The organism is Streptomyces sp. 5K101, from assembly GCF_046506645.1.
GTDB lineage: Bacteria > Actinomycetota > Actinomycetes > Streptomycetales > Streptomycetaceae > Streptomyces.
This window is the reverse complement of sequence record NZ_JBKFFO010000002.1, coordinates 163,905-189,889: the sequence shown is the minus strand read 5'-3', so window position 1 is coordinate 189,889 and position 25,985 is coordinate 163,905. Positions and strand designations below refer to the sequence as shown.

At 71.7% G+C, this 25,985-nt stretch carries 17 protein-coding genes and 3 pseudogenes; 10 read left to right on the top strand and 10 right to left on the bottom strand.

Annotated elements, in window-relative coordinates:
• Nucleotides 1–78 precede the first annotated feature (78 nt).
• Nucleotides 79–1,914: a SpoIIE family protein phosphatase gene (locus tag ACLB9X_RS03840; RefSeq protein WP_410358781.1), complete on the bottom strand. Its 1,836-nt coding sequence runs from the start codon at nt 1,912–1,914 to the stop codon at nt 79–81.
• Between the two features lie 293 nt (nt 1,915–2,207).
• Here ACLB9X_RS03840 and ACLB9X_RS03835 point away from each other — a divergent pair, with 293 nt between their 5' ends.
• A complete protein-coding gene (locus tag ACLB9X_RS03835) occupies nt 2,208–4,268 on the top strand; it encodes a SpoIIE family protein phosphatase (protein ID WP_410358780.1) in 2,061 nt (686 codons plus the stop codon).
• A gap of 5 nt (nt 4,269–4,273) precedes the next feature.
• Here the strand turns inward: ACLB9X_RS03835 and ACLB9X_RS03830 are convergent, their stop codons facing one another.
• The 6 genes and pseudogenes from ACLB9X_RS03830 to ACLB9X_RS03805 form a co-directional block, all read right to left on the bottom strand.
• Nucleotides 4,274–4,921: a pyridoxamine 5'-phosphate oxidase family protein gene (locus tag ACLB9X_RS03830; protein WP_410358779.1), complete on the bottom strand. Its 648-nt coding sequence runs from the start codon at nt 4,919–4,921 to the stop codon at nt 4,274–4,276.
• 272 nt (nt 4,922–5,193) lie between these two features.
• On the bottom strand, nt 5,194–5,580 hold the full coding sequence (locus ACLB9X_RS03825) for a VOC family protein (protein ID WP_410358778.1): 387 nt from the start codon (nt 5,578–5,580) through the stop codon (nt 5,194–5,196).
• Between the two features lie 107 nt (nt 5,581–5,687).
• A complete protein-coding gene (locus ACLB9X_RS03820; RefSeq protein ID WP_410358777.1) occupies nt 5,688–6,146 on the bottom strand; it encodes an SRPBCC family protein in 459 nt (152 codons plus the stop codon).
• 125 nt (nt 6,147–6,271) lie between these two features.
• Nucleotides 6,272–7,620: pseudogene (locus ACLB9X_RS03815) on the bottom strand (amidohydrolase family protein).
• Between the two features lie 52 nt (nt 7,621–7,672).
• On the bottom strand, nt 7,673–8,980 hold the full coding sequence (locus ACLB9X_RS03810) for an amidohydrolase family protein (RefSeq protein WP_410358776.1): 1,308 nt from the start codon (nt 8,978–8,980) through the stop codon (nt 7,673–7,675).
• A gap of 148 nt (nt 8,981–9,128) precedes the next feature.
• Entirely contained in the window at nt 9,129–9,824 is a 696-nt protein-coding gene (locus tag ACLB9X_RS03805; protein ID WP_410358775.1) for a GntR family transcriptional regulator, read from the bottom strand.
• A 428-nt stretch (nt 9,825–10,252) separates the two neighbouring features.
• Here ACLB9X_RS03805 and ctaD point away from each other — a divergent pair, with 428 nt between their 5' ends.
• The 5 genes from ctaD (at nt 10,253) to ACLB9X_RS03780 (ending at nt 15,737) form a co-directional block, all read left to right on the top strand.
• Nucleotides 10,253–11,983, top strand: coding sequence for a cytochrome c oxidase subunit I (gene ctaD, locus ACLB9X_RS03800; protein WP_410358774.1), 1,731 nt, complete (start codon nt 10,253–10,255; stop codon nt 11,981–11,983).
• 96 nt (nt 11,984–12,079) lie between these two features.
• Entirely contained in the window at nt 12,080–13,918 is a 1,839-nt protein-coding gene (locus tag ACLB9X_RS03795; RefSeq protein WP_410358773.1) for a glycoside hydrolase family 15 protein, read from the top strand.
• 324 nt (nt 13,919–14,242) lie between these two features.
• Nucleotides 14,243–15,235 carry a SpoIIE family protein phosphatase gene (locus ACLB9X_RS03790; RefSeq protein WP_410358771.1) on the top strand — a complete coding sequence of 331 codons (993 nt, stop codon included), beginning with the start codon at nt 14,243–14,245 and terminating at the stop codon, nt 15,233–15,235.
• Nucleotides 15,211–15,423: a hypothetical protein gene (locus tag ACLB9X_RS03785; protein WP_410358770.1), complete on the top strand. Its 213-nt coding sequence runs from the start codon at nt 15,211–15,213 to the stop codon at nt 15,421–15,423. Before ACLB9X_RS03790 ends, ACLB9X_RS03785 begins: the two co-directional genes overlap by 25 nt.
• A gap of 2 nt (nt 15,424–15,425) precedes the next feature.
• The gene (locus ACLB9X_RS03780; protein WP_410358768.1) at nt 15,426–15,737 is read left to right on the top strand and encodes an ATP-binding protein; all 312 of its coding nucleotides are present in this window, start codon (nt 15,426–15,428) and stop codon (nt 15,735–15,737) included.
• 21 nt (nt 15,738–15,758) lie between these two features.
• Here ACLB9X_RS03780 and lpdA read toward each other — a convergent pair whose 3' ends face one another.
• Nucleotides 15,759–17,159: a dihydrolipoyl dehydrogenase gene (gene lpdA, locus ACLB9X_RS03775; RefSeq protein WP_410358767.1), complete on the bottom strand. Its 1,401-nt coding sequence runs from the start codon at nt 17,157–17,159 to the stop codon at nt 15,759–15,761.
• A 144-nt stretch (nt 17,160–17,303) separates the two neighbouring features.
• Complete coding sequence (locus ACLB9X_RS03770) at nt 17,304–17,825, bottom strand: hypothetical protein (protein ID WP_410358766.1); 522 nt, start codon at nt 17,823–17,825, stop codon at nt 17,304–17,306.
• 293 nt (nt 17,826–18,118) lie between these two features.
• Here ACLB9X_RS03770 and ACLB9X_RS03765 point away from each other — a divergent pair, with 293 nt between their 5' ends.
• Nucleotides 18,119–19,600 carry a short-chain fatty acid transporter gene (locus ACLB9X_RS03765; protein ID WP_410358765.1) on the top strand — a complete coding sequence of 494 codons (1,482 nt, stop codon included), beginning with the start codon at nt 18,119–18,121 and terminating at the stop codon, nt 19,598–19,600.
• Between the two features lie 45 nt (nt 19,601–19,645).
• On the opposite strand, the pseudogene ACLB9X_RS03760 reads toward ACLB9X_RS03765, so the two are convergent.
• Nucleotides 19,646–20,790 (bottom strand): annotated as a pseudogene (locus ACLB9X_RS03760) (SulP family inorganic anion transporter); the annotation flags it as partial.
• 171 nt (nt 20,791–20,961) lie between these two features.
• Between ACLB9X_RS03760 and ACLB9X_RS03755 the strand changes: the two are divergent.
• The 3 genes and pseudogenes from ACLB9X_RS03755 to ACLB9X_RS03745 all read left to right on the top strand — a co-directional run bounded on the left by ACLB9X_RS03755 (nt 20,962) and on the right by ACLB9X_RS03745 (nt 25,977).
• Entirely contained in the window at nt 20,962–22,419 is a 1,458-nt protein-coding gene (locus tag ACLB9X_RS03755) for an amino acid permease (protein ID WP_410358764.1), read from the top strand.
• A gap of 201 nt (nt 22,420–22,620) precedes the next feature.
• Nucleotides 22,621–23,421 (top strand): hypothetical protein, encoded by an 801-nt coding sequence (locus ACLB9X_RS03750; RefSeq protein ID WP_410358763.1) that lies wholly within the window; start codon nt 22,621–22,623, stop codon nt 23,419–23,421.
• 100 nt (nt 23,422–23,521) lie between these two features.
• Nucleotides 23,522–25,977 (top strand): annotated as a pseudogene (locus ACLB9X_RS03745) (SpoIIE family protein phosphatase).
• Nucleotides 25,978–25,985 lie beyond the last annotated feature (8 nt).

Below are 25,985 nucleotides of genomic sequence, written 5' to 3'. Positions count from 1 at the left end.
GACTCGCTCGGCGTGCGGCCATGCGGAGGCGGACCGGACGCGTCCGCGGCATGAGAAGGAACGCGCCGAGCCCCGGCGTCAGGTGTCCCGCACCTCGTCCGAGGCGTTCCGTACCGGCGTGTGCTCGACACGGGAGCCCGGTGCCGCCCGGTTGTCCGCGGCGGGGCTGTGCGCGGGATGTGCGGGCGGCGGCTCCTCGTCGTCCGCGCCCTCTCCCGCGGCCGGCAGGCGCAGGGCGAGCAGGGCGACGTCGTCGCCGCCCGGCTCGATGCGGTCGAGCAAGGCGTCGCAGAAGCTCTCGACATCGAGGTGCGCCAGCGCGGAGGCGTGCTGCCGCAGCAGCGCGAGCCCGGAGTCGATGGGCTGCGAGCGGCTCTCGACGAGCCCGTCGGTATAGAGCAACAGGGTGGAGCGGGGCGGCAGTTCCACGCGGGCGTCCGGCCAGCCGAGGCCGAGGTGCAGCGCGGAACTCATCCCCAGCAGCGGCCCGTGGCCCTCCTCCAGGAACCGTGCCCGACCGTCGGCGGTCACCAGCAACGGGGGCGGATGCCCCGCGTTGACCCAGTGCATCTGCCACGGCCCGCCCGACGACCCCTCGATGCGGGCGAAGATCGCCGTCGCCATCGGGGCGTCACTGGTGTGGGTCATGGCCTCGTCCAGGCGGCGCATGATGAGGCTGGGCGGCTCCTGCCGGTCCCAGGCCAGCGCGCGCAGCATGTTGCGGACCTCGGCCATGTGCGCGGCCGCCTTGAGGTCGTGCCCGGCGACGTCACCGATGACCATCGTGGTCACGCCGTCGGCCAGGAGGAACGAGTCGTACCAGTCGCCGCCGATCTCCGCGGCGCTCTGCGCCGGCCAGTAGCGGGCGGCCATCCGCAGGCGGTTGATCTGCGGCAACGGGGTGAGCAGCTGCCGCTGCATGGTCTCGGCGACATGGCGCTGCTGGTCGAACAGCAGGGCGTTGTCCATGACAAGCCCGGCCCTGCGTCCGATGTCGGCCAGCACCAGCAGATCCGCTTCCGTGTACGCGGGAGAGCCGGTGGTCCGGGCCACGGTGAGCGCGCCGTAGACCTTGCTGCGGGAGTACAGCGGTACGACGGCGGCCGAGTGGCCGCCCAGGCGGTGGAACAGCTCGTGGTGGGCCCGCCCCAAGGCGGAGTCCGGTTCGGCGGCCAGGCCGCGGGCGTCGAGCAGAACGTGCTCCGCGTGGCGCAGCACCCGCGTCAGTGCCCCGGCCGATGTCATCGGCAGCGGCGGAAGCGGGCCCTCCAGGGAGCGCGCGCTCTCCTGGTCGTGCCAGCTGTGGACGGCGACGCGACGCGCCACCTGGGTTTCCTCGCCGGTGAGCAGATCGGCTGCGGCCCAGTCGCCCAGTTCGGGCACCAGCAGTCGTACGAGCCGGTGCAGCATCTCGTCGATGTCCAGCGTGGAGATGAGCACGGTGGAGATGCCGGCCACGGTGCTCAACCGGCCGGTCAGCTCCTCCAGCGCGGCCAGGTGCGCCGCGGTCCGTTCGGCTGCCTCCCGGTGGAGGGTGAAGTCGTGGAAGACGATGACGGCCCCGTCCACCCGGTCCTCCCGCATGATGGCGGTCGCCGCCCAGATGATCGGAGTCAGCGTGCCGTCGGCGCGCAGGTAGTAGTCGGCGCTCCCCTCGGCGGCCCGTCCGTCGGCCAGTACGTGGAGGATTGGACACTCGTCACGGGGGATCGGCCTGCCGTCGGCGTCGCGATGGAGCAGGTCGTGCAGGTCGCGCCCGATCGTCTCCGCCTCGGAGCGCCCCACGATCCGCTGCGCCCAGGGGTTGGCCGCCGTGACACGGCCGTCGGCGTCCGTGACGTAGATCCCCGCGCCCAGGGCGTCGAACACCGCCTTGAGGAACGAGGGCGACGGAAGCCGGTCCGGGCTGCTCATCGCCCTGCCGGTGCCGTCGGCGGGTGTGGATGCACGGTTCACCGCTTTCGGTGCCACCCGTCGCCCGGGTGGCTTGCAGGCTGACCTCTCCATGCTTCACCGGGGCACCTGGTTGTGCATGTCCAGTGCCTCTCCTGCGGGCCCGCGCTTGCTCGAGTACGCCCGGACGGACGTATTCCGGTGGCGCGCGGGGGGGCGTCCGGGCCCGGACCGCCGCGCCGTCCCGACGACATGCCCGTCGTCCGCGTGGTGCGCAGAATGGTCCTGCGGGCTGCCGTCGGAAAGGTTGTGGCATGCACAGAGCCGACCCCTCAGAGCTCGTACGCCACGTGCTGCGCGTCCTGCGCTGCCGTGAACCACAGGCCATGGTCGACACCCTCACCGCCGATGGCGACGGGCTCTGGAGTCTCCCGGCCGGGAACACACGCCTGTACGTGGGACGGGGGGCCGTCCTCGACGTGTTCCCCGACGGACCCGGCCGCGACGCCGCGGTCGAGGAGGCGGCGCACGAGGTGGTGCGCACCGGGCGCTCCAGGACGGTCCACGGTCCCGCCGGACGGACCTCGGTGCTCCCGCTGGCGACGGACGGGCAGGTGCTCGGCGCGCTCGCCGTGGGCACGGACGACGCCACCGGCCGGGACGGCGACCGGTCGGATCCCGCCCACTGGGCCCTGTTCGCCGAAGGGTGCGCCCTCGCGCTCCGGGCCCGCGCCGAGGCGGGCCTCCTCGCCTCGGCGATGGACGCGGCGGAGGCGGGCGTCTTCGCCTGGGACTTCTCCGCGGACGACGTCTACTGGGACGACCGCGCGTGCGCGATCTACGGCGTCGACCCGGCCGAGTTCGACGGCAGGGGCGAGACGTTCTTCGCCCTGCTGCATCCCGACGACGTGCCCGTGCTCCAGGCCGCGATCGCCCAGGCCACCGAGGCCGCCGTCGTCGCGGCCGAGTCCCGTGACCGGGCCGGACCCGACCGGTACCACCTGGACTACCGGGTCGTGCATCGCGACGGCAGCGTGCACCATCTGGCCGAGTGCGGCCGCGTCCTGCTGGACCAGGCGGGCCGCCCGTCGCGGGCGCTCGGGTTCGTCTACGAGACCGGGGCCGGCGGCGCCCCGTCGTCCGCCGTCCGCGTCTCGCCGGACACCTCCCGCGACGCCTTCCTGTTCACGCTCACCCGTGCCCTGTCCAAGGCGGTCACGGTGCGGGACGTCACCCAGGTCATGACGGATCTGGCGCGCCCCGCCCTCGGTGCCGAGAACCTGGCCCTCGGCATCGTGGACGGCGGCCGGCTGGAGATCGTGGGGGAGACCCGCGTCGCTCCCGCGCTGGAGCACCTGCGCGGACCGGCCCGCGCCATGATGACCTTCGCGGCGACCCAGGAGGAGCCGCTGTTCATCGAGGACCTCACGCAGCACCCCCTGCCGCACCTCCCCGGCCTCGCCGTCGCCGGCCCGCTGCCGCCGAGGTCCTGGGTGGTGCTGTCCCTCGGGTCGGCCGACCACGTCACCGGGGCGTGCCTGATCGCCTTCGCCCGGCCCCGCCGTTTCGACGCCGGCGAACGCACCTTCTACACGGCGGTGGCCGTCATCCTCACCCAGAGCCTGGAGCGCGCGCAGCTGTTCGACGACGAGCACCAGCGCGCCACCGACCTGCAGGAGGCCATGCTCCCGCGCCACCTGCCCGCGCTCTCCGCGCTCAGCGCGCAGTCCCGCTACCTGCCGGGGACCCGCGGCATGCACATCGGCGGGGACTGGTACGACGTCCTGCCCCTGAGCGAGGGAACGGCCGCCCTGGTCATCGGCGACGTCCAGGGTCACGACGCCCATGCCTCCGCCGTCATGGGGCAGTTGCGTGTCGCGCTGCGGACCTCCGCCGAGGCGGCCGTCTCGCCCGGCTCGATCCTGTCCCGGGTCAACCGCGTGCTGTGCGACCTGGAAACCGACCGCTTCGCGACCTGCGCCTACCTCGTCCTCGATCCCGCCGACGGCACGCTCTACGGCGCCCGGGCGGGACACCCCCACCCGATGCGGGTGCGCCGGGACGACGTCGACGAGATACGGCTCGCCGGCGGTCCGCCGCTCGGCGTGGACCCGCGGGCGCGCTACCCCACGACGGCGGCGACGCTCGGCGCAGGCGAGGCCCTGGTGCTGTTCACCGACGGACTGGTCGAGCGCCGGGACGCGGACATCGACACCTGCGTGCGCCGCATGGCGGACGACATCAGGGGCTGGCTGCGGACGACGGTCCACGGAGACGAGATGGATCTCGCGGCCCTCGCGGAGTTCCTCACGGGCCAGGACGGCCCGGGCCGCATCGACGACGTCGCCCTGCTCGCCGTCAGGCGGACTGCCTAACCTCCCTAGCCGTGCTGCCGGGCAGGGACCGGGACGGGCGCGGGGGACGGCGGAGCGGAAGGGGGCGGGGCGACGAAGTAGTCGGGGTCCTTCGGGCGGCGGTCCGGTGAGAGCCGCGGCCGCTGGGCGGGTTCCAGGTGCGGGATGTGCTTCGAGCAGTGCACGTACGCCTCTTCCACGACGACGTGCACCCACAGCTCGGGGCGACGCCCCGGAGCCGTGTCGACGGGGAGCCGCGGATACGTCCGCCGCTGCTCCTCGTCGGTGCGCAGGAACGCCCGGCCGTTGACGTGCAGCCCGATGTGATGGTGGGTGAAGTCGATGAACAGCAGGCCCATGTGCGGGTTCTCCGTGATGTTCCCGGCGCTGGCGAGGACGCCGTTGCCCCGGTACTCGGGATAGGTCAGGGTCTGCTGGTCCAGATCGACGACGAACCCCGGCGGACCGGCTCGGAAGCTCGCGTCGCACTCTCCGCCGGCGTCGGCCGTCGAGATGAAGACCATGTTCTGGCGGCGTATGAAGTCCCGCATCTGGGGCGTGAGCTGCGGTTGTACCTGGCGGCCGTAGAATCCGGCGGCCCGTTCCGCGCTGCCGAGGTGGTTTTGCAGCAGACGCTCGCCGGCGGATCCGAAAGTGCCGCTGTGAGGTGTCACGAGGGGTCGTCCTCTTCCTGATGGGCCTGGAACTGGTGGTGCCTGCCGTCGGGTTCGGCGCCCGGGGGATGGCCGGGCGATGGGGCCACTATGGTGCCCGGCCGAGGCTGTGGGAAGGCGTCGAAGCCGTCGCGCAGTTGTGAAGATCCTTTGGCCCCGCGCCGCGCAGGATGCGGCGCAGACATGTCGTCAGTGGTCGGCAGAGGACGAACCGGGCCGCATGCGCCCCCGGTGTCGGCCGAGTTCGAGGCCGGTGATGCCGAACAGGTCGGTCACGGACGGCGGCGCAGCGGATGGTCCTCGGGAACCTCGACCACCGCGATACGCACCCCGTCCGGGTCGGCGATCCACATCTCGACCAGCCCCCACGGCTCCTTCTGCGGCGCTCTGAGCACCTCCACGCCCCGGGCCAGCAGTTCGTCGTGGGCCGCCCGCACGTCGGGGACCTGCAGCCACAGCCGCACGGCCGGCGAGGGCGGGGTGTCGGAGCGGCCCGAGAGTTCGAGGAATCCGCCGCCGAGGAAGTACACCGTTCCCCGCTCGGGGCCGGTGCCGAACTCACGGTAGATCGCCAGCCCCAGAGCGCGGCCGTAGAAGTCGCGCGAGCGCTGCGGATCGGTGGGGCTCAGCAGCAGCCTGCTGCCCAGTACATGCACCATGCACAGAGCGTAGCGGGCGCGCGGGGAACCGGGGACGGTGAACCGTCCCCGGTTCCCCGCCGTCGTCGAGGATCGGCCGGGCGGTGATCAGCGCTCCGGGCCTGAGGTCATCCGGGCTTGATGCGACCGCGCCAGCCCCCGCTCTCGCCACCCTGGTGCTCGATGTACTCCTTGAAACGTCGCATGTCACCCTTGACGCGCCGGTCGATCATTCCGGTCATGTCAGCGGCCTTCTCCACCATGCCGCCGGGCTCGACGTCCATCACGAGTTCCACCCGCGTGTGCGTGTCGTCCAGGCGCTGGAAGCTGACCATGCCCTTCTGCTTGGTGTCGCCGCTGATGGTGCGCCACGCGATGCGTTCGTCGGGGAGCTGATCGATGATCTCGGTGTCGAATTCCCGGCGTACTCCTCCGATCCTGGTGGTCCAGTGGTTGTGGCGGTCGTCGACCTGGGTGACCTGCTCCACACCCTCCATGAAGTTCGGGAACTCCTCGAACATCGTCCACTGGTTGTAGGCGGTGCTGACGGGGACCTCGACTTCGACGGTCTCCTTCACCGTGCTCATCACTGCGCCTCCTCTGGATCTGCCGCGTGGCAGGGGCTGCCCGCGCGGGCTGTGCACGGTGTGCCGGGTACCCAGGGGCCGCCTTCCTGCACCAAAGGGATTCGCTCGTTCCGGGAAGCCGGTGCCTAGCCGACCAGCTTCCCGTCGCGTGCCACGACGCGACCGCCGTGCACGACCATGTCGCGCCGCGGTGTGTCCACCACCACCGGCGGCAGACACTCGCCGCGTACGAGGACGAAGTCGGCCGGAGCCCCGGGGGCGAGATCCGCGTGGGCGATGCCCAGGATGTCCGCGCCGCCGTGCGCGGCCACGCGGTAGCAGTCCGTCAGCTCCTCGTCGAGGCGTACGTCCGTGACCCAGCCCAGCAGATGGGTGCGGTGGAGCATGTCCGCGTTGCCGAACGGGCTCCACGAGTCGCGCACCCCGTCGGAGCCCAGCCCGATGTCCACGCCGTGCTCGCGCAGCCGCGCCACGGGGAGGACCAGTGAGTGGGACGGCGCCACCGTGGTCAGCGAGATGCCCAGGTCGCCCATGTCGGAAGCGATCGCTCCCAGCTCGCGGTCGCTCAGCCCGGCAGGCAGAAGACGTGACTGACGGTCACCTTGCCCCGAAGCGACAGCGCTCGCGTGCGGTCGATGATGCCGCGCAGCGCCGTGAGCCCCTTCTCCCCGCGGTCGTGCAGGTGGATGTCGACGCCGACCCCGTGCCGGTCCGCGATGCCGAAGACCAGATCGAGCTGCTCGTCGAGTGCCTGGTCGAAGCCGATGGGGTCGATGCCGCCGATCAGGTCGACGGCTCCCGTCCGGGCCGCCTCCTCGAGCAGCTCCGCGGTACCGGGTGTGCGGATCACGCCGTGCTGCGGGAAGGCGACGATCTGGACGTCGAGCGCGTGCCGCAGCCGCTCGCGGGCCGTGCCGACGCCTTCGACGCCGGCCAGGTCGTACGCCGGGGCCACGTCCGCGTGGGCCCGCATCGCACGGGTGCCGCGGGTGACGGCGTGGGCCATCAGGCCGTACGCGCGTTCCGCGACGGGCCGGTCCTGGCTGTGGAACAGCTCCACGTCCTGGGCGACGTAGTCGGCGAGGCCGGTCGCCGGCTTGCGCGACACCCAGGAGCCGCCCCAGGTCGTCTTGTCGGGGTGGATGGGCGCGTCCACGAGCGAGGGGAGCGCGATGCGGCCGTCGCCGTCGACCACGTCGGCGCCGGGCGGCGCGGGCCGGTCGGAGATGCGGCCGTCGACGACCGTTAGGTCCACAGGGGTCCGCGCCCCGAACGGCCGCACGTCGCGGAAGACCACGGCCCTGGAGGGACGGCCGCCGCGCGGCTGCCCGGCGGGGGCGGAGGCGGTGGGGGCCTGGGCGTGGGACAGCGAGGCGGATGCGGACAGCGCCGCGGTCGTACCGGCCATGGCGGCGGCGCCTGCGATCACACGGCGACGGGACAGGCCGCCGGCGGAATGCGGGGACGGTGTCATGCAGACTCCTTCGACTTCGACTTCGACTTCGGCTTCGAGTGCTGCTTCGAGTTCACCTGCGCCCCGGTGCGTCGAGCGCGATGCCCGCCCGGATCACCCGTACGGGCTTCTTCAGCACCGACACGTCCGCCAGGGGGTCACCGTCCACGACGATCACGTCGCCCGCGAACCCTCGTACGAGACGGCCTGCCGTGCGCTCCAGGCCCAGCAGGCGGGCCGCGCCGGTCGTGGCCGTACGGATCGCGTCGAGCACCGGCAGCCCGGCCTCCCGCATCAGCTCGACCTCCCGGCCCACGGGTTCCACGGTCGCGCCCGCCGAATCGGTGCCCGCCGCCAGCGGCACACCGAGCTCGTGCGCGGCGAGGACGGCGCGTTTGAGCACCGGCAGGTAGGTGCGGCCGCGTTCGGCGAGCACCGGGTCCGGCGACGTGGCCAGGCCCGCTATGGCGGTGAGCGTGGGAGTGAAGTACGTGCCACGGCGGCGCATCTCGTGCAGGGTGCGCTCGCCGACGAACGCGCCGTGCTCCAGGGAGCGGATGCCGGCCGTGACCGCGTCGTGGCAGCCCTGCTCGCTGTAGCTGTGGCACAGGACGCCCTTGCCGCCGCGCCGGGCCGCGGCCACGACCTCGGACAGCTGCTCGTGCGAGTACACCTGCGTCAGCGGGTCCTGCTCGGGCAGCCCGGCGCGCTCGTTGACGCGTGTCTTGATCACGTCGGCGCCGCGCGCGAGGTTCACCTCGACGACCCGGCGCAGCGCCTCGGCCGAGCGGACGCCGTCCTTCAGCCGGACGAGCGGGGTGAGGTCGGGGTCGGCCAGCACCGTGTCGCCGAGGTGCGGTGTGACGAAGACGCCGGCGGCCCGCAGCCGGGGCGCCTGGACGGGGGTGTGGCGGGCCAGTTCCCGTACGGCGATGTCCTGGTAGAAGTTCGTCGAACCGCTGCGCGCGCTCGTCGCGCCCAGGGCGACCGCGGCACGGGCCTCGGCCACCGTGCTCAGGTGGATGTGCGCGTCGACCAGGCCGGGCAGGATCCACCGGCCGGGGGCGTCGACGACCTCCACGCCCCGGGGCACGTCCGTGTGCGCCCGGGCCCCGGCCGCCAGGACTACGCCGTCCCTGATGACGACGACCGCGTCCTCGGTGACCTCGCCGGTCGCCGGGTCGAGCAGCGTGCCGCCGCGGACGACGAGGTCGCCGCCCGCCGCCCTGCCGCCGTGTGCCGGACGGGTCCGGTCGGCCGCCGTGGCCGTCGTCGTCGTGGACGAGGCGCCCGCGACGGTGCCGGCGAGCGCGGCGGCGCCCGCGAGGATCCCGCGGCGGGTCAGTCGGCTGGAGGGCGGTGGTGCGGCGTCGACACACATGGCGGTTCCCTGGGGAGTAGGTAGGGCGGGTTTCCAGTTTGTATACCAAGCTGATCGTAACGAGCAAGGGTGATGCCCAAGCGGCAAGAGAACCTAGGTGCGAGCGATCACCGCGCGGTGTAGATCCGGAGAGTGGTATACAAACGGCTCAGCGGGGGCTGTCGCCGAAGAGGGAACGCAGGGCCACCGTCCTGCTGTCGCGTACATGCAGCAGTGTGCTCGCCGCGGCGGCCTCGGCGTCGCCCAGCGCGATGTGACGGAACATCTCGGCGTGCTGGGCGCGCATGTGCGCCGGCTCCTCGCGCATCCCGAACAGCAGTTGGAGCTGCCAGCTCAGCTGCTCCATCATGCGGGCCAGCAGGGGATTGCCCGACAGCGTCACCACGCCCTCGTGGAACGCCGTGTGCGCGGCCACCTCGCGCGCGCCGGCGTCGTCCGCGGCCGCCTGCTCGGCCTGCCGGAGCGTCGCCTCCAGCGCGGCGAGCTGCTCGGGGGCACCGGCTGCCGCCCGCGCCGCGAGCCGCGACGCCTGGACCGCGAGCGGCTCCCACACCTCGTACAGGTGCTCCACGTCGAGCCGTTCCAGGCGGCGCACCCGCACCCCGCTGTGCGGCAGCAGTTCCAGCAGGCCCTCGGCGACCAGCGCCCGCAGGGCCTCGCGGACCGGGACGCGCGACATCCTGAGCTCCTCGGCGACCTCGCGCTCGACCAGTCGCGCGCCCTGCGGATAGCGCCGGTCGACGATGCGCTGCCGGACGGCCTCGCGCGCCTGCGCGCTGAGCGAGGCGGAGGGACGCGAGCCGCCTTCCGTACCGCCCGAAACGGTCTTCCTGCTCTCCGCCACCTCTACGGCCCTCCACTCGGCATGCCTCGGGTGAGGATATGTGCCGCCCGGTGCGGTGCCGCCGCAGCCGCCCTCGCGCACGCCCTTCCGCGACCCCGCCTCGTCGCAGAGTCGTGCAGCCGTCGAGGCCGTCGAGGCCGTCGTCCGGCTGACGGCGAGTCACATGGTCAAGCCCGGCGCGTCCGTCGAGGAAGCAGCCAAGCGCATCGCCGGGATCACGACCCCGCGCCGCCCGATACACCCATCCCGGCGAGTGGCTGGGGCCGAGGGCCGACGGGGGCTCGGGCCCGCAGGGTCACTCGTACGCGCTGCCGTTTCGGCGGGCGTCACGCCGTGGACTCGGGGTAGTCAGGAGAGCGGCACGCCGGGGCCGGGCCCCACCGCCCGGTGGGGCCGTGCTCCGCCCAGCCCGACACGGAAGGGTTTCCATGGCGACGCCGACCGAGCAGACCGTCACACCGGTGCCGGTTCCCCACCGCGGACGAGGGCAGGTGCTGATCTCGTGGATCACCACCACCGATCACAAGAAGATCGGGCACCTGTACCTGATCGCGTCGTTCCTCTTCTTCGTCGTCGGCGGTGTGATGGCCCTGCTGCTCCGTGCGGAGCTGGCGCGGCCGGGCCTCCAGATCATCAGCAACGAGCAGTACAATCAGATGTTCACCCTGCACGGCACGATCATGCTGCTGCTCTTCGCCACCCCGACCTTCGCGGGTTTCGCCAACGCCGTCATGCCGCTGCAGATCGGCTCGCCCGACGTCGCGTTCCCCCGGCTGAACATGCTGTCCTTCTGGCTGTTCCTCTTCGGCGGGCTGATCGTGGTGAGCAGCCTGCTGACCCCGCAGGGGGCAGCGGACTTCGGCTGGACCGCCTACACGCCGCTCAGCGGCGGCGAGCGGACCCCGTTCGTCGGCGGGGACCTGTGGATCATGGGACTCGCCCTGGCCGGTTTCGGCACGATCCTCGGCGCGGTCAACTTCGTCACCACGATCATCTGCCTGCGGGGCCCGGGCATGACGATGTTCCGGATGCCGATCTTCACCTGGAACGTGCTGTTCACCTCGGTGCTGGTCCTGATGGCGTTCCCGGTCCTCGCGGCCGCCCTGCTGGTCCTGGAGGCGGACCGCCGCTTCGGCGCCCAGGTGTTCAACCCGGCGAACGGCGGGGCGCTGCTGTGGCAGCACCTGTTCTGGTTCTTCGGCCATCCCGAGGTCTACATCATCGCGCTGCCGTTCTTCGGCATCATCACCGAGATCATCCCGGTGTTCTCGCGCAAACCGATCTTCGGCTACGTCGGGCTGGTCGGCGCCACCATCTCCATCACCGGTCTGTCCATGGTGGTGTGGGCGCACCACATGTTCGCGACCGGTGCCGTGCTGCTGCCGTTCTTCTCGTTCATGACGTTCCTCATCGCCGTGCCGACCGGGGTCAAGTTCTTCAACTGGATCGGCACGATGTGGACCGGGTCGCTGTCCTTCGAGACGCCGATGCTGTGGTCGACGGGCTTTCTCGTGACCTTCCTCTTCGGCGGCCTGACGGGCATCATCCTCGCGTCGCCGCCGATGGACTTCCATGTCACCGACACCTATTTCGTCGTGGGCCACTTCCACTACGTCGTCTTCGGCACGGTCGTCTTCGCGATGTTCGCCGGCTTCTACTTCTGGTGGCCCAAGATGACCGGCACGCTGCTCGACGAGCGCCTCGGGAAGATCCATTTCTGGACGCTGTTCGTCGGTTTCCACACCACGTTCCTCGTGCAGCACTGGCTCGGCGCCGAGGGCATGCCCCGCCGCTACGCCGACTACCTCGCCGCCGACGGCTTCACCGCGCTCAACACCGTCTCCTCCATCGGCGCCTTTCTGCTGGGCATCTCGACCCTGCCGTTCCTCTACAACGTGTGGAAGACCGCGCAGGCGAACCAGCGCGTGGACGTCGACGATCCCTGGGGCTACGGGCGCTCACTCGAATGGGCCACCTCCTGCCCACCGCCCCGCCACAACTTCACCGCCCTGCCCCGGATCCGCTCCGAATCCCCCGCGTTCGACCTGCACCACCCCGGCGTCGCGCAGCGCGACGAAGCGCGCGCTCGCGGCCGCCGCGACGCCGTGGAGCCGGGCAAGGGCGTCGAGTGGCCGCCAGGCGAGGAGAACGGGCGCTGACCGGCCCCTGCCCACCGGCCTCGGCGCGGGTCGCCGCCGCCGAACGGCGGTCCTAGACTGAAACGCGGGTGTCCTGCGACGTCATGGGAGGCTCGCTTGACTGCCGGAGCCACGAGTGCACGCCCCACCAAGGCGGACGCACCGCGATACCTCCCCATCGCCGAGCACGGGCTCATCGGCGACCTGCGCAGCGCGGCGCTCATCGGCACGAACGGCACCATCGACTGGTACTGCTGCGCACGCTTCGACGCGCCCAGCGTCTTCGCGTCGATCCTGGACGCCGACCGCGGCGGCTCGTTCGCCCTCGCCCCGGATGTGCCGGTCCGCACGAAGCAGTTCTACTTCCCCGACACCAACATCCTGATCACCCGCTTCTTCGCGGACGACGGCGTCGGCGAGATCCAGGACTTCATGCCCGTCGTCGACGACTCGCGCGAGGCCGGCCGCCACCGCCTGATCCGCCGCGTGCTGTGCGTCCGCGGATCGTTGCCCTTCACCGCACGGGTGGCGCCCCGGTTCGACTACGGCCGGCAGAGCCACTCGATCAGTACGCGGCAGGGCCAGACGGTCTTCGACTCCCCGGACCTCTCCCTCGCCCTGACGTCCACCGTGCCGGTCGAGATCGACGGCCCGGACGTCCGCTCCTCGTTCAAACTCCTCGAAGGCGAGTCCGCGGTCTTCGCCCTCGACCGGATCGGCGGCCCGGTCGAGCCGCGGTCCTGCGCCCTCACCGAGGCGGAGGACCTGTTCGACGCCACCGTCCGGTACTGGCGCCGCTGGCTGTCCCGGTCCCGCTACCGCGGCCGCTGGCGGGAGATGGTGCACCGGTCCGCGCTCACCCTCAAGCTGCTCACCTACGCACCGACCGGCGCCATCGTGGCCGCTCCGACGACCAGCCTCCCGGAACACGTCGGCGGCGAGCGCAACTGGGACTACCGGTACGTCTGGATCCGCGACGCCGCCTTCTGCGTCTACGCCCTCCTCAGGCTGGGCTTCGCCGACGAGGCCGAAGCGTTCGTCGCCTTCCTCTCCGAGAAGACCATCGCCCCGGCAGGTGCCGACTGCCGGCTGCAGATCATGTACGGCATCGACGGCCGCCGCGAGCTTCCGGAGGAGGAACTGACGCATCTGGAGGGCCACTTGGGCTCGGCCCCGGTCCGTATCGGCAACGGCGCCGTCGGCCAGCTCCAACTGGACGTCTACGGCGCACTCGTCGACTGCCTGTACCTCTACGACAAGTGGGGCCAGCCGCTCTCCAGCGGACACTGGGACACCGTCGTGGAGCTGGTCGACTGGGTCTGCGAGAACTGGGACCAGCCCGACGAGGGGGTGTGGGAGACCCGCGGCGGCCGCAAGAGGTTCCTGTACTCACAACTGATGTGCTGGGTCGCGATCGAACGCGCGATGAGGGTCGCCAGGCACCGCGGCCTGCCGGCCGAGCTGAGCCGCTGGGGCCACGTACGCGACACAATCTACCGGCGCATCATGCAGCGCGGCTGGTCCGACGAACGCCAGGCGTTCGTCCAGCACGAGGACGGGGACGTCCTCGACGCGGCCGTCCTGATGATGCCGCTGGCCAAGTTCATCTCCCCGACGGACCCCAAATGGCTGTCCACCCTCGACGCGCTCGGCGAGGACCTGGTGTCCGACTCCCTGGTGTACCGCTACGACCCGCAGGCCAGCCCGGACGGACTGCGGGGCGAGGAAGGCACGTTCTCGATCTGCTCCTTCTGGTACGTCGAGGCGCTGGCCCGCGCCGGGCGCGTGGACGAGGCGCGGCTCGCCTTCGAGAAGATGCTCACCTACGCCAACCACCTCGGCCTGTACGCCGAGGAGATCGGCCGGACCGGCGAGCAGACCGGCAACTTCCCGCAGGCGTTCACCCACCTGGCGCTCATCAGCGCCGCGTTCAACCTCGACCGGGCCCTGGGCTGATGCGTCCGGCTTGCGACAACGACGATCCACTCGACGCGGGGAACACGGCCGGACTCCTGGTGGACGGCACCGGAACCGTCCTCGGCTGCACACCGGCGGCCGAGGCCCTCCTGAACCGCCCGGCCGACGACCTGTCGGGCCGTCGGGTCCGTGAACTGCTGGCCGACCCCGCCCGCTGGCCGGACGTCCTCGCCCAGCGCGACGGCCCGGTCTGGGAGGGCAGTGCCGTGGTGCGGAAGGGCGGCGGAGGGGAGGCGGACATGCTCTTCCGTGGGACGGAGATCCTCGTACGAACCCGGGTCGACCCGAGGGCGGACCCGCATCGTGGCCGCCCTCTCCGCGTTCCGCCTCCAGGACCCGGACGGCCAAGTCACGGGCGTCACCGCCCTGTTCGTCGACGTGACGGAGCAGCGGCGGGCACGCGAACGGCTCGACCTGCTGCACCGGGCCACCGTCGTACTCGGCAGCTCCCTCTCGCTCGCGGAGACGACGGCGGACCTGGTGGACGTCCTCGTGCCCGCCCTGGCCGACGCGGCGGCCGTCGACATCGCCGAGGCCGTGTTCGCGCCCGAGGAACACCGACATGCACGAGGACGGGCAGCACCTGTTGCGCCGGGCGGCCGCGGCCGGGGCGGGCGGCGCGCTGAGGGTGGGCGTACCTGCGTCCGTCGACGTCACAGGCCGGCCCGCCGGCCGGATGTGGACCGCCGAGAGGCCCCCGGCGGCCGACGCCCCGCCGTCCGGCCCCCGGGCGCCCACTCCGGGATGAGCGCACTGCTCAGGGCCAGAGGGCGGCTCCTGGGGCAGGTCACGGTCTGGCGCAGCGACCCGCGCCACTCCTTCGACAACGACGACATGGCCCTGCTCGAGGAGACGGCGTCCCGGGCCGCGCTCGTCGTGGACAACGTACGCCGCTATGCGCGCGAGCGGCACGCGGCCGTGAGCCTCCAGCGCAGCCTGCTGCCGCCCACGACCACGGACGAGACCGCCGACGCAGGCACCGCGCACGACCACGCTCCGCGGGCGGCTTTCGACTCGTACGGCGCGACCTGCCTGTACCTGACGTACGACCCGGTGACTTGGCACTGCGTCGTGGCCAGCGCCGGCCATCCACCGCCCGCCCTGCTGCGCCCCGAAGGCACCGTCGGCCATCTGGACGTCAGCCCGGGCCCGCCGCTGGGAGTCGGCGGCCTGCCCTTCGAGCCTCTGGAGACGGAGGTCGAGGCGAACAGCGTCCTCGCCCTGTACACCGACGCCTGGTCGAGCGGGGCCGGGCCGACCTCGACGAGGGGATGGCGACCCTCGCCTCCCTGCTGACACGCGCGAGTGCGCCCGGCCGCCCGCTCCAGGACACCGGCCGGCAGATCGTGTCCGAACTCGCCCCGCGCCCCTTGTCGGACGACGTGACGCTGCTGCTGGCCCGTACGCGCGTGATCGCCCGGGACGACTGTGCGACCTGGCGGCTGGAAGCCGATCCCGCGGTGGTCGCCGACGCACGCACCTAGTGGTGCGGCAGCTGTCCCACTGGGGTCTCGACAAACTCTCCTTCACCACCGAACTGGTGGCGAGCGAACTGGTCACCAACGCCATCCGCTACGCGGGCGGCGGCCCCGTCGGTCTCCGGCTCATCCGGGCGGCGGTACTGATCTGCGAGGTCTCCGACGCCAGCAACACCCACCCCAGGATGCGGCGGGCGCGGGCCACCGAGGAGGGCGGACGCGGCCTCTTCCTGATCGCCCAGCTCACCGAGCGGTGGGGGAGCCGGTACACGCGCCAGGGGAAGACCATCTGGACCGAGCAGCCGCTGCCCGGTCCCTGAGGGCGGCGCGGACCGAGTCCGCTACATGTTGATCATGTGCCCGGCCAGGCCGTGGACCGCTTCCTTCACCGCCTCGCCCAGGGTCGGGTGGGCGTGCACGTTGCGGGCCACTTCGTGCACGGTCAGGTCCCATTGCTGAGCCAGGGTCAGTTCCGGGAGCAGTTCGGTGACCTCGGGGCCGATGAGGTGGGCGCCCAGCAGTTCGCCGTGCCGTCCGTCGCTGAGGATCTTCACGAAGCCGGCGGGATCGCCGAGGCCGTGGGCCTTGCCGTTGGCGGTGAAGGGGAACTTCTGCACCCGCACGTCGAAGCCGCGCTCGCGCGCCTGCGCCTCCGTCCAGCCGAAGCTGGCGATCTGCGGCTGGCAGTAGGTGGCGCGGGGGATCATCGTGTAGTCGAGTTCCATGGTCTCCGTGTCCGCGATGGTCTCGGCGGCGACGATGCCCATGGCCTCGGCGGCGTGCGCGAGCATCAGCTTCGCCGTGACGTCACCGATCGCGAAGATGTGGGGAACGCTCGTGCGGCAGCGGCCGTCGACATCGACCGCCTCCCGGTCGGTCAGCCGCACCCCGGTGTTCTCCAGGCCGTACCCGGTCACCCGGGGCTGGAACCCGATGGCCTGGAGCACCGTGTCGGCCTCGAGCGTCTGGCGCTGCCCGCCCGTGGTGACATGCACCCGCACCTGCGGCCCGGAATCGTCGATCGCCTCGACCCGCGTCGACGTCAGGACGTTCACCCCCAGCTTGCGGTACCGGCGGGACAGTTCGGCGGAGACCTCCTCGTCCTCCAGCGGGACCACCCGGTCCAGGAACTCCACGAGCGTGACCTGCACGCCGTAGTTGTGCAGGACGTACGCGAACTCGACGCCGATCGCACCGGCTCCGGCGATGATGACGCTCCCGGGCAGCCGGTCGCTGAGGATCTGCTCCTCGTACGTCACCACACGTTCGCTCACGCTCGTGCCCGGCAGCAGGCGCGTCGTGGCCCCGGTGGCGAGAATGCAGTGGTCGAAGTCGATGCTCTGTTCCGTGCCGTCGGCGGCCCGGACAACCAGGGTGTGCGCGTCGGTGAAGACGCCCGTTCCGTCGTACTCGGTGATGGCGTTCTTCTTCATCAGGTAGTGCACGCCGCCGACGCGTCCCTCGGCCACCTTCCGGCTGCGCAGGAACGCCTCCCGGTAGTCGAAGCCGACCTGACCCTCGACGCGGATCCCGAAGGTCTTCGCCTCGTGCGTGAACAGATGGGCCAGCTCGGCATTGCGCAACAGCGCCTTCGAGGGGATGCACCCCACGTTCAGGCACACGCCGCCCCAGTACCGCTCCTCGACCACCGCCACCGACATTCCGAGCTGGGCGCATCGGACGGCCGCCGTGTAGCCGCCGGGGCCGGCACCGAGGACCACGACATCGAAGTGTGCACTCATGCCGGCACGATAGGTGTGCGGCCGCCGGTGAGCTGGGCGATTCCCGTACGACATGGGCGGAATGCACCGGGCGGACCAGAGACGCGGGACCGCACGGCCCCACCCGGTGGAGGGGGCCGTGCGGGGAACCGGGGCCGCGTGCCGTCACCGCCCGCAGACCGGTGGCGCGTGCCGGATGTCGAGCACGAAGCGCTCCGGCGAGTGCAGGACGCGCGTCGTGTAGCTGGGCCTGGTGTGGAACGCGGCTCCCAAGGTGACCACTCCTTCGAAGTCGCCGGTGAGGGCGAGGCCCTTCAGGGAGGGCAGCCAGATCCTGGTGAGCTTCGGGCCCTTGTAGACGGACCTGCCGTTGTCGTCGTGTGCGGCGGCCGGCGAGAGCCTGATCTCCAGGAAGTGCTTCCCGGCGAGCGGCACCTCGGTCCCGATGGCGTCGTAGTGCAGCCGCTGCACCGCCTGCACGGTGATGGGCGGCACCTTGCCGCGGATGTCGACGACGAGCCGGTCGAAGGAGCTGTGGCCGCCCCAGCGCACGTTGGTGACGAGGGCGGTCGCCGGAGCCTGCGACGGTGCGGCGGACCGCGAGGCGGATGCGGGGACCGTCGATCCGGTCCCGGCGACGAGGAGAAGGGCCGCGGCGGCGGCCGCGAGCCGTGAGTGGTGGTGCATGGTGTCCCCCGTTTCTTTCTGTGCGGGGACAGTGGTGTCACTGAGGGAGACACACCTCGCAGAGGAATGGTTGCGGCATTGTCGTCCTATTCCTTGATATATCCCGATGCTGCCGGGCGCTGTCCCGGGCCTCCCGCGTCGGGGGTCGTCGTCGGCGTTCAAGGGGCCGTCCACCATGATCGGCGCGCCGTCTATGGGCTCCCAGCCCATAGTGATCGCCGCCGTCCTGCTCTACCTTCCTGGTCCGCGGTGCGCGCGATGCGCCCGGCCTGTGCGGTGTGAGGAGATGTCGGATGGCAGTGACGGGTACCGGGCGGACCACGGACGACACGCGCGAGAACGTCCTCGCCCGCATCGCCCTGCGATTCACCGCCGCCACGGAGCGCTGGCTGCCGGACGCCTTCGGTTTCGTCCTCGTCGGTACCTTCGTGGTCCTCGCCCTCGGCCTCCTGACCGGCGCTCCGGTCACGGGCGCGCCCGACGATCCCACGGCGACCACCGGCTACGGCCTCGTGGACGCCTGGGGCAAGGGCTTCTGGTCGCTCATCCAGTTCACGCTCCAGATGGCGATGATCATCATCGGGGGCTACGCGGTCGCGGTGTCCCGGCCCGTCGCCCGGCTGATCTCCCGCCTCGCCAGAGTGCCCCGGAGCCCGCGCTCCGCCGTCGCGTTCACCGCCACCGTGTCCATGGTGTCGTCGTACCTCAACTGGGCGTTCAGCCTGATCTTCACCGCGATCCTGGCCAAGGAGATCTCCCGGCTGGTGCGCGGTGTCGACTACCGGGCGATCGGCGCGATGGCCTTCCTCGGGCTCGGCACCGTCTGGGCGCAGGGCCTCTCGGGCTCGGCCGCCCTCCAGGTCGCCAGTGCCGGGGCGAGCCCCGAGGCGGTGCAGAAGGTCATCGAGGAAGGACGCGGCTCGGGTCTCATCCCGCTCACCGAGACCATCTTCCTGTGGCAGGGCATGGCCGCCACGGCCGTCGTCTTCCTCGTCGCGGGCGTGCTCGCCTGGTTCCTCGCCCCCTCGCCCGAGGCCGCGAAGACGGCCGAGGACCTGGGTATCCGCCTGCGGCCACTGCTGGAGGAGACGCGTGAGGACAGCGGCACCGGCGAGCGGCGCAGGCCCGGCGACTGGCTGGAGCACAGCCCGGCGTTCGCCGTCCTGATCTTCCTGCTGGGCGTGTGGTACCTGTACCGCTATTTCGCCTCGGCGACGGGCAATCCCCTGAATGCCCTGGATCTGAACACCGTCAACCTGATCCTCATCCTGCTCGCCCTCATCCTGCACTGGAGGCCGGCGCGGCTCGTGGCGGCCGTACGCGAGGGAGTGTCCGCCGCGTCCGGTGTGCTGATCCAGTTTCCGCTGTACGGCGGCATCTTCGGCGTGATCGCCTTCACCGGCCTGTCCTCCACGATCGCGGGCTGGCTGACGGACGTCTCCAACGCCTTCTTCTATCCGGCCCTCATCGCGGTCTACTCCTGCGTCCTCGGTGTGTTCGTGCCGAGCGGCGGCAGCAAGTGGGTGATCGAGGCGCCGTACGTGATGGAGGCGGCGAACCAACTCGAAGTACACCAGGGCTGGATGGTGGTGGTGTACGACCTGGGCGAGGCGAGCGCGAACCTGCTCCAGCCGTTCTGGATGCTGCCGACTCTGGCGATCCTGGGCCTGAAGGCCCGCGACATCATGGGCTACACCTTCGCGATGTTCCTGGTGTGCTTCCCCGTCGTCCTCGTGGTGGTCACACTGTTCGCGCCGACGCTCACCTTCCCCTGACGGTCCCCGCCGCCCGGACCGGCCGGGCGGCGGGGCAGGGGCGCGTCAGGGCAGCAGGGCGCCGGCCGGTTCGCCGTGGCGGATCCGGACGGGCTCGGTCTCCGGGTGGTTGTGCCGGTGCGCCCAGTGCTCCAGGGCCACCCGGCACGCGTGGTCCAGGTGGCGCAGGCGCGCGAGGTCGAGCTCGATCGGCTGGTCCTGCGGGAGTCCTTCCAGCTGTTCGAGGATGCGCGGCAGGCGCAGGAAGGTCGCGTTGCCCGTCAGGGTGACCACGATGCGGCCACCGGTCAGGCGGTGCGTGCTCAGCTGGACGTGCGACGTCTCCCACGCCGACTTCACCACCGCGAGCAGCAGGCCGAGGATCACGCCCTCGAAGAGGTTGGTGAAGACGACGGCCAGTGCCGTGACGGTCAGCAGGACCGCCTCGCTGCGGTGTGCGCGCCACAGCGGGACGAGGTCCTTGACGGGGACGAGCTTGCATCCGGCGTGGACCAGGACACCGGCGAGTGCGGCCAGCGGGATGATGCCGATGACCGCCGGCAGCAGAGCCGCGAACAGCAGCAGCCACAGGCCGTGCGCGCTACGGGACAGCGGCGTGCGGGCGCCGGCCTGGACGTTGGCAGCGCTGCGCACGATGACGGCCGTCATCGGCAACGCGCCGAGCGCTCCGCACAGCGTGTTGCCCACACCTGGGCCACGAGTTCCTTGTCGTAGTCGGTGCGTGGTCCGCTGTGCATGCGGTCCACCGCCGCGGCGCTGAACAGGCTCTCGGCCGAGGCGATGAGGGCGAACGCGAGCACCGTGCCGATGACCGCCGTGCTGCCGAGGTGGGCGAAGTCGTCCGGGCCGGGCGGCCGGACGGCCTTGAGCAACCCGCTGATCTCGACCGTCGCCGGGGACAGACCGGTGGCGGCGGTGGCGGCGGTCGCCAGCGCCACAGCGGCCAGCGGTCCCGGCACCACGCGCACTTTCGCGGGCATCCGGGGCCACAGGACCAGGACGGCGACGGTGCCCGCGCCGATCGCGAAGGCCGTGAGGGCGGCGGCACTGGCGGCGATCTCGACGGCGAGCCCCGGCAGGCCGGCCAGCTTGCCGAAACCACTGCCGGGCTGAGCGGCGTCCGCCATGGCGTACAGCTGACCGAGCACGATCACCACACCGATGCCCGCGAGCATGCCCTGCATCGCATTACCTGGCGATGGCAGATCGCAATACGCCGACCGGGCAGCCTGCGCGACGCATTCTTTGCGCCGGCCAACACGGGATCGACGTGCGGCCCCAGCGCGGCCCCTTCCACGGAGGGGGCGCCTTCGCCATCATGATCCGGCGTCAGAGATCCCGTCAGTGAAGAGGTGACGCCCATGGCCGGGTTCCGGATGGGGCGCGGAGTTCTGCGCCGCAAACCCATCGAGCAGATCGAGGAGGCCGATGTCCACCAACGCCTGACCCGCACCCTCGGGCTCTGGCAGCTCACCGCGATCGGTGTCGGCGGCATCATCGGCGCGGGCATCTTCAGCCTGGCCGGCGCCGTCGCCAACGGCACCGCGGGCCCGGCCGTGCTGGTCTCGTTCCTGATCGCGGGTGTCGCGAGCGCGGCGGCCGCCTTCTCGTACGCCGAGTTCGCGGGAATGATCCCGAAGGCCGGCTCGGCCTACACCTACGGATACGCGGTCCTCGGCGAACTGGCGGGCTGGTTCATCGGCTGGGACCTCCTGCTGGAGTACACCGCCATCGTGGCCGTCGTGGCGATCGGCATCTCCGGGTACTTCAACTTCCTCGTCGAGTCGATGGGCGCCGAGCTGCCGGCCTGGATGCTGGGCGCGCCGGGCACCGGCGAGGGACACAGAGTCGACCTGTTCGCCGTGCTGCTCTGCCTGCTCATCGCCTACCTCCTCACCCTCGGCATCAAGAACGCGGCCCGCTTCGAGACGGGCGTCGTGGTGCTGAAGGTGCTCGTCGTCCTGCTCGTCATCGGCGTCGGCGTGGTGCACGTCGACACCGCCAACTACGACCCGTTCTTCCCCTACGGCGTCGGCGGGGCGTTCACGGGAGCGGCGACGGTGTTCTTCGCCGTCTTCGGCTACGACGCGATGTCGACGGCCGCCGAGGAGTCCAAGGACGCCCAGCGCCACATGCCGAAGGCGATCGTGTACTCGCTGGCCATCTCGATGGTGCTCTACGTGCTCGCCTGCCTGGTTCTGACGGGCATGCAGAACTACCGCGACATCGACAGGGAGAGCGGATTCTCCACGGCCTTCCAGTCGGTGGGACTCGCCGGGCTCGCCGACGTCATCGCGGTCGGCGCCATCATCGGCATCCTCACCGTCATGTTCACGTTCCTCCTCGGCGTGACCCGTGTCTGGTTCTCGATGAGCCGCGACGGACTGCTGCCGAAGTGGTTCGCGAAGACACACGAGACGCGGCACGTGCCGACCCGTGTGACGTGGATCGCCGGCTTCGCCTCGGCGGCCATCGCCGGATTCCTGCCGATCGGCGAGGCGGCCGAACTGACCAACATCGGCATCCTGCTGGCCTTCGTCGTGGTGTGCATCGCCGTGATCGTGCTGCGCTACCGGCGGCCCGAACTGCCGCGCACGTTCCGGTGCCCGGGCATGCCCGTGGTCCCCGCGCTCGGTGTGGTCTTCTCGATCTGGCTGATCACCTTCCTGCAGTGGCAGACGTGGGCGCGGTTCGCGGTCTGGTTCCTCATCGGACTGGTCTTCTACTTCGGCTACTCGTACCGGAAGTCGGAGCTGGCCAAGGCGGAGGCGGCGGCGAAGGCCGCCCCCGGGTCGGCGCCGCGCGAACCCGGAAGCTGACGGAGCGCGGGCCCGGCCGTCATCGCGACCGGGCCCGCGCGCGTCGTCGCCGGCACTGAGCCGAACGCGCCGGCGCACGGCGGACCTGGGCCATGCGGCCGTGCCCCGGTGGAGTGAGTACGCGGTGCGGGCGACAGAGGCGGGCCCGGACGGGGTACCCATGCGGCGTTGTTTTCCCGAGCGCCGGAGGATGCTGCCCCCATGCCCCTCAGTCTCAGCAACGGCGCCGCAAGGTGGCTGGTCGGAGCCCTGTGCACCGCGCCGCTGCTCGCCGCGTGCACGCAGACACCGTCCGCACCCCCCTCGAAGTCCTTCACGGCCGCCCACGGGGTGCCCGGACCCGCCGCCGGCCCGCACGACGCCGCCCCGCAGGACGCCCGCCCGGGCTCCCGGTCCCGGCTGCCGTTCCCTGACCGCCTCCCCGGGGTCGGACCGGCCACCCGCGCCGAAGTCCCGGGCGGCACACGCCAGGCCCTGGTGGTCGTCGGCGAGGCGCTGGACACCAGCGACGCCACCGCCGTGCTCTACGAGCAGGACGCGACACAGCAGTGGCGGCGTACCGCGGGGCCGTGGCCCGCGCACAACGCCGTGCGCGGCTGGACGTCCGACCACCGCCAGGGCGATCTGCGCACACCCATCGGCGTCTTCGGGCTCGGCGACGCCGGCGGGCTGCTGCCGGACCCCGGGTCCCGGCTGCCGTACGACCAGGACGAGGAGTTCGTCGCCACGGGCACCGGCTTCCTCGGCGAGCCTCTCGACGGCTCCTTCGACTACGTGGTCGCCATCGACTACAACCGCGTCCCCGGAACGTCTCCGCTGGACGACGCACGGCCGCTCGGCTCCGACAAGGGCGGCGGCGTGTGGATCCACGTCGACCACGACGGCCCCACCCAGGCGTGCATCTCGCTTCCCCGGGACGCCATGCGGGAGCTGGTGCGCGCCCTGGACCCCGCAAAGCGGCCCGTGATCGTCATGGGCCCCGCCGGCGAACTCGCACGATGACGGCCCGCCGGCCGGGCCGGGGCGGGGTCCCGGCGCGGCTTGTGCGCGTATGTGCCGGGGGCGGATTCTAAAGGAGATGAACGGTGCCGGTTCAGCCGCCATGAGTCCGGGGAACGCGGCGAACGCATGGGGCGTGCCGGAGAACGCTGATCCGCGTGGCCCTCACGACCTCGCCACAGCGGCCACGGTGGTTCTCGACGCCCACAACACGGTCATCGGGTGGAGCCCCGCGGCCGAGGCACTCCTGGGCCACCCCGGCGAAGCGGTTGTCGGACAGCCCGTCGACATGCTCCTCGGCTCCCACCCCGCCGACCCCGGCCGCCGCACGGCGCACGACCTGGTGCCCAGCGGCAGCGACACCCGCATGGCGCGGCACCGCAACGGCCACGCCCTGCAGGTCGTACTCGCCGTGTGCCCGCTCACCGGCGGCGGCCGGCGGCACGCATCCTGCTGATCGCCGAGCTGGAGAGCGTGCGGCTGTCCGAGATCCGGCGGCCCATGCTGCACGGGCTGACCACCCAGTCGGCGATCGGACTGGCCGTGTACGACACCCAGCTGAGGCTGACGTGGGCCAACACGGCACACGACCACGAGGTGGGCCGCCCGCTGGCCGAGTACCGCGGCCGGACGGCCGACGAGCTGTTCCCCGACGGCACCCTGCTGACCGCCGACGGACGGACGCTCAACGACGTCATGCACCAACCGCGGTGATCGACCTGCACTTCCGCGGAAAGCTCCCCAGCGATCCGGAGAAGGACCACGTCTGGTCGTGTTCGTACTACCGGCTGCTGGACGCCGACGGGCACGTGCTGGGAGTGTGCGAGGACGCCTTCGACATCACGAACGTTACGAGGCCCAGAACCGGCTGGCCCTGCTCGTCGCGGCGGGCGGCCGTATCGGGACCACGCTGGACATGACCGTCACGGCGCAGGAGATCGCGGACGTGGCCGTCCCCGACTTCGCCGACGCCGTCACGGTCGACCTGGAGCGTGCCGTGCTGGAGGGCGGCGATCCCGGCGCCGAGGGGGCGGTGGACTCGGTGTACGTCCGTGTCGCCGCCCGGTGCGCCCCGCGGGCCGCGGCGCACGTCGTCCTGCCGGAGCCGTACGCGGACGAGGGCGAACCACGGCCCGGCCACCAGGGTGAGCCGGTCGGCCGGGTGCCGTACCCGCGAGGTTCGCCACAGCTGCGGAGCCTCGCGTCCGGCGGCCGGGTACTCGACGAGAGCACACTGGTCGTGCCGTTGCGGACCCGCGGCGGCACGCTGGGCCTCGTCACCTTCGTGCGCACCGGCCGCCCTGCCGTCTTCGACAACGGCGAGGTCGCGCTCGCGGACGAGCTGACCGCCCGCGCCGCCGTCTCCATCGACAACGCCCGCCGTTTCACCCGCGAACGCGTCGCGTCCCTCACCCTGCAACGCCAGTTGCTGCCCCAGCACCTTCCGCAGCAGCCCGCGGTGGACGTCGCCCACCGCTACCTCCCCACGGACGACGTGACCGGCGTCGGCGGCGACTGGGCGGACGTCATCCCGCTCTCCGGCGCACGGGTCGGCCTCGTCGTCGGGGACGTCGTGGGGCACGGGCTCCATGCGGCGGCCACCATGGGCCGGCTGCGCACGACCGTGGAGGCGCTCGCCCGACTGGACATGCCCCCCGACGAACTGCTGACCCGCCTGGACGACCTGGTCGGCCGGTCGCCGGAACGACAGCCCGACCTCCTCCGGGACACCGGGGACGGCCGGCCGCCGGAGGCCGGCGTCCCGCCACCCGACGTGGCCATCGGCGCGACCTGCCTCTACGCCGTCTACGACCCCGTCTCCCGCCGCTGCGCGATGGCCCGGGCCGGGCACCTGCCGCCCGCGATCGTGCGGCCCGACGGCTCGTGCGCCTTCCCCGAACTGCCGGGCGGCCCACCGCTGGAACTGGGCGGAATGCCGTTCGAGGCGGTGGAGACGGAACTGCCCGAGGGCAGCCTGATCGCCCTGTTCACCGACGGCCTCGTCGAGGCGCGCGACCGCGACATCGACGAAGGACTCGACACCCTGGCCGTGTGCTCTCCGACGGCCGCGGCCGGCCCCTGGAGGAACTGTGCGACCTTGCGGTGGCCGAACTGCGCCCCGGCGGGGCCGCGGCGGACGACACCGCGCTGCTCCTCGTCCGTACGCGTCAACTGGGTGCCGGACAGGTCGCCCTCTGGGAACTCCCGGCGGAACCGGTCGTGGTGGGCCGCGCCCGCGAACTCGTCACCGGACAGCTGGACGCCTGGGGCCTGGCAGAGCTGTCGTTCGCAACCGAACTCGTCGTCAGGGAACTGGTCACCAACGCCGTCCGGTACGCCGGGGGACCGTTGCAACTGCGCCTTATCCGCGACCGGTCACTGCTGTGCGAGGTCGCCGACGCCGGGCACACGTCACCACACCTGCGCCACAGCACGGTCGAGGACGAAGGCGGCCGTGGACTGTTCATCGTGGCCCAGCTCGTACAGCGGTGGGGCACGCGGTACACGAGCTCCGGCAAGATCATCTGGACGGAGCAGGAGTTCCCCGCCGGCGCCTGAGGCGCGCG

Excerpts from the sequence above, each read along its gene's own strand:
- ACLB9X_RS03750 (WP_410358763.1), top strand. The coding sequence starts at position 22,621 with ATGCCCCTCAGTCTCAGCAACGGCGCCGCAAGGTGGCTGGTCGGAGCC.
- ctaD (WP_410358774.1), top strand. The coding sequence starts at position 10,253 with ATGGCGACGCCGACCGAGCAGACCGTCACACCGGTGCCGGTTCCCCAC.
- ACLB9X_RS03770 (WP_410358766.1), bottom strand. The coding sequence starts at position 17,825 with ATGCACCACCACTCACGGCTCGCGGCCGCCGCCGCGGCCCTTCTCCTC.
- ACLB9X_RS03755 (WP_410358764.1), top strand. The coding sequence starts at position 20,962 with ATGGCCGGGTTCCGGATGGGGCGCGGAGTTCTGCGCCGCAAACCCATC.
- ACLB9X_RS03785 (WP_410358770.1), top strand. The coding sequence starts at position 15,211 with ATGGCGACCCTCGCCTCCCTGCTGACACGCGCGAGTGCGCCCGGCCGC.
- ACLB9X_RS03825 (WP_410358778.1), bottom strand. The coding sequence starts at position 5,580 with ATGGTGCATGTACTGGGCAGCAGGCTGCTGCTGAGCCCCACCGATCCG.
- ACLB9X_RS03810 (WP_410358776.1), bottom strand. The coding sequence starts at position 8,980 with ATGTGTGTCGACGCCGCACCACCGCCCTCCAGCCGACTGACCCGCCGC.
- ACLB9X_RS03765 (WP_410358765.1), top strand. The coding sequence starts at position 18,119 with ATGGCAGTGACGGGTACCGGGCGGACCACGGACGACACGCGCGAGAAC.
- ACLB9X_RS03840 (WP_410358781.1), bottom strand. The coding sequence starts at position 1,914 with ATGAGCAGCCCGGACCGGCTTCCGTCGCCCTCGTTCCTCAAGGCGGTG.
- ACLB9X_RS03835 (WP_410358780.1), top strand. The coding sequence starts at position 2,208 with ATGCACAGAGCCGACCCCTCAGAGCTCGTACGCCACGTGCTGCGCGTC.
- lpdA (WP_410358767.1), bottom strand. The coding sequence starts at position 17,159 with ATGAGTGCACACTTCGATGTCGTGGTCCTCGGTGCCGGCCCCGGCGGC.
- ACLB9X_RS03820 (WP_410358777.1), bottom strand. The coding sequence starts at position 6,146 with ATGAGCACGGTGAAGGAGACCGTCGAAGTCGAGGTCCCCGTCAGCACC.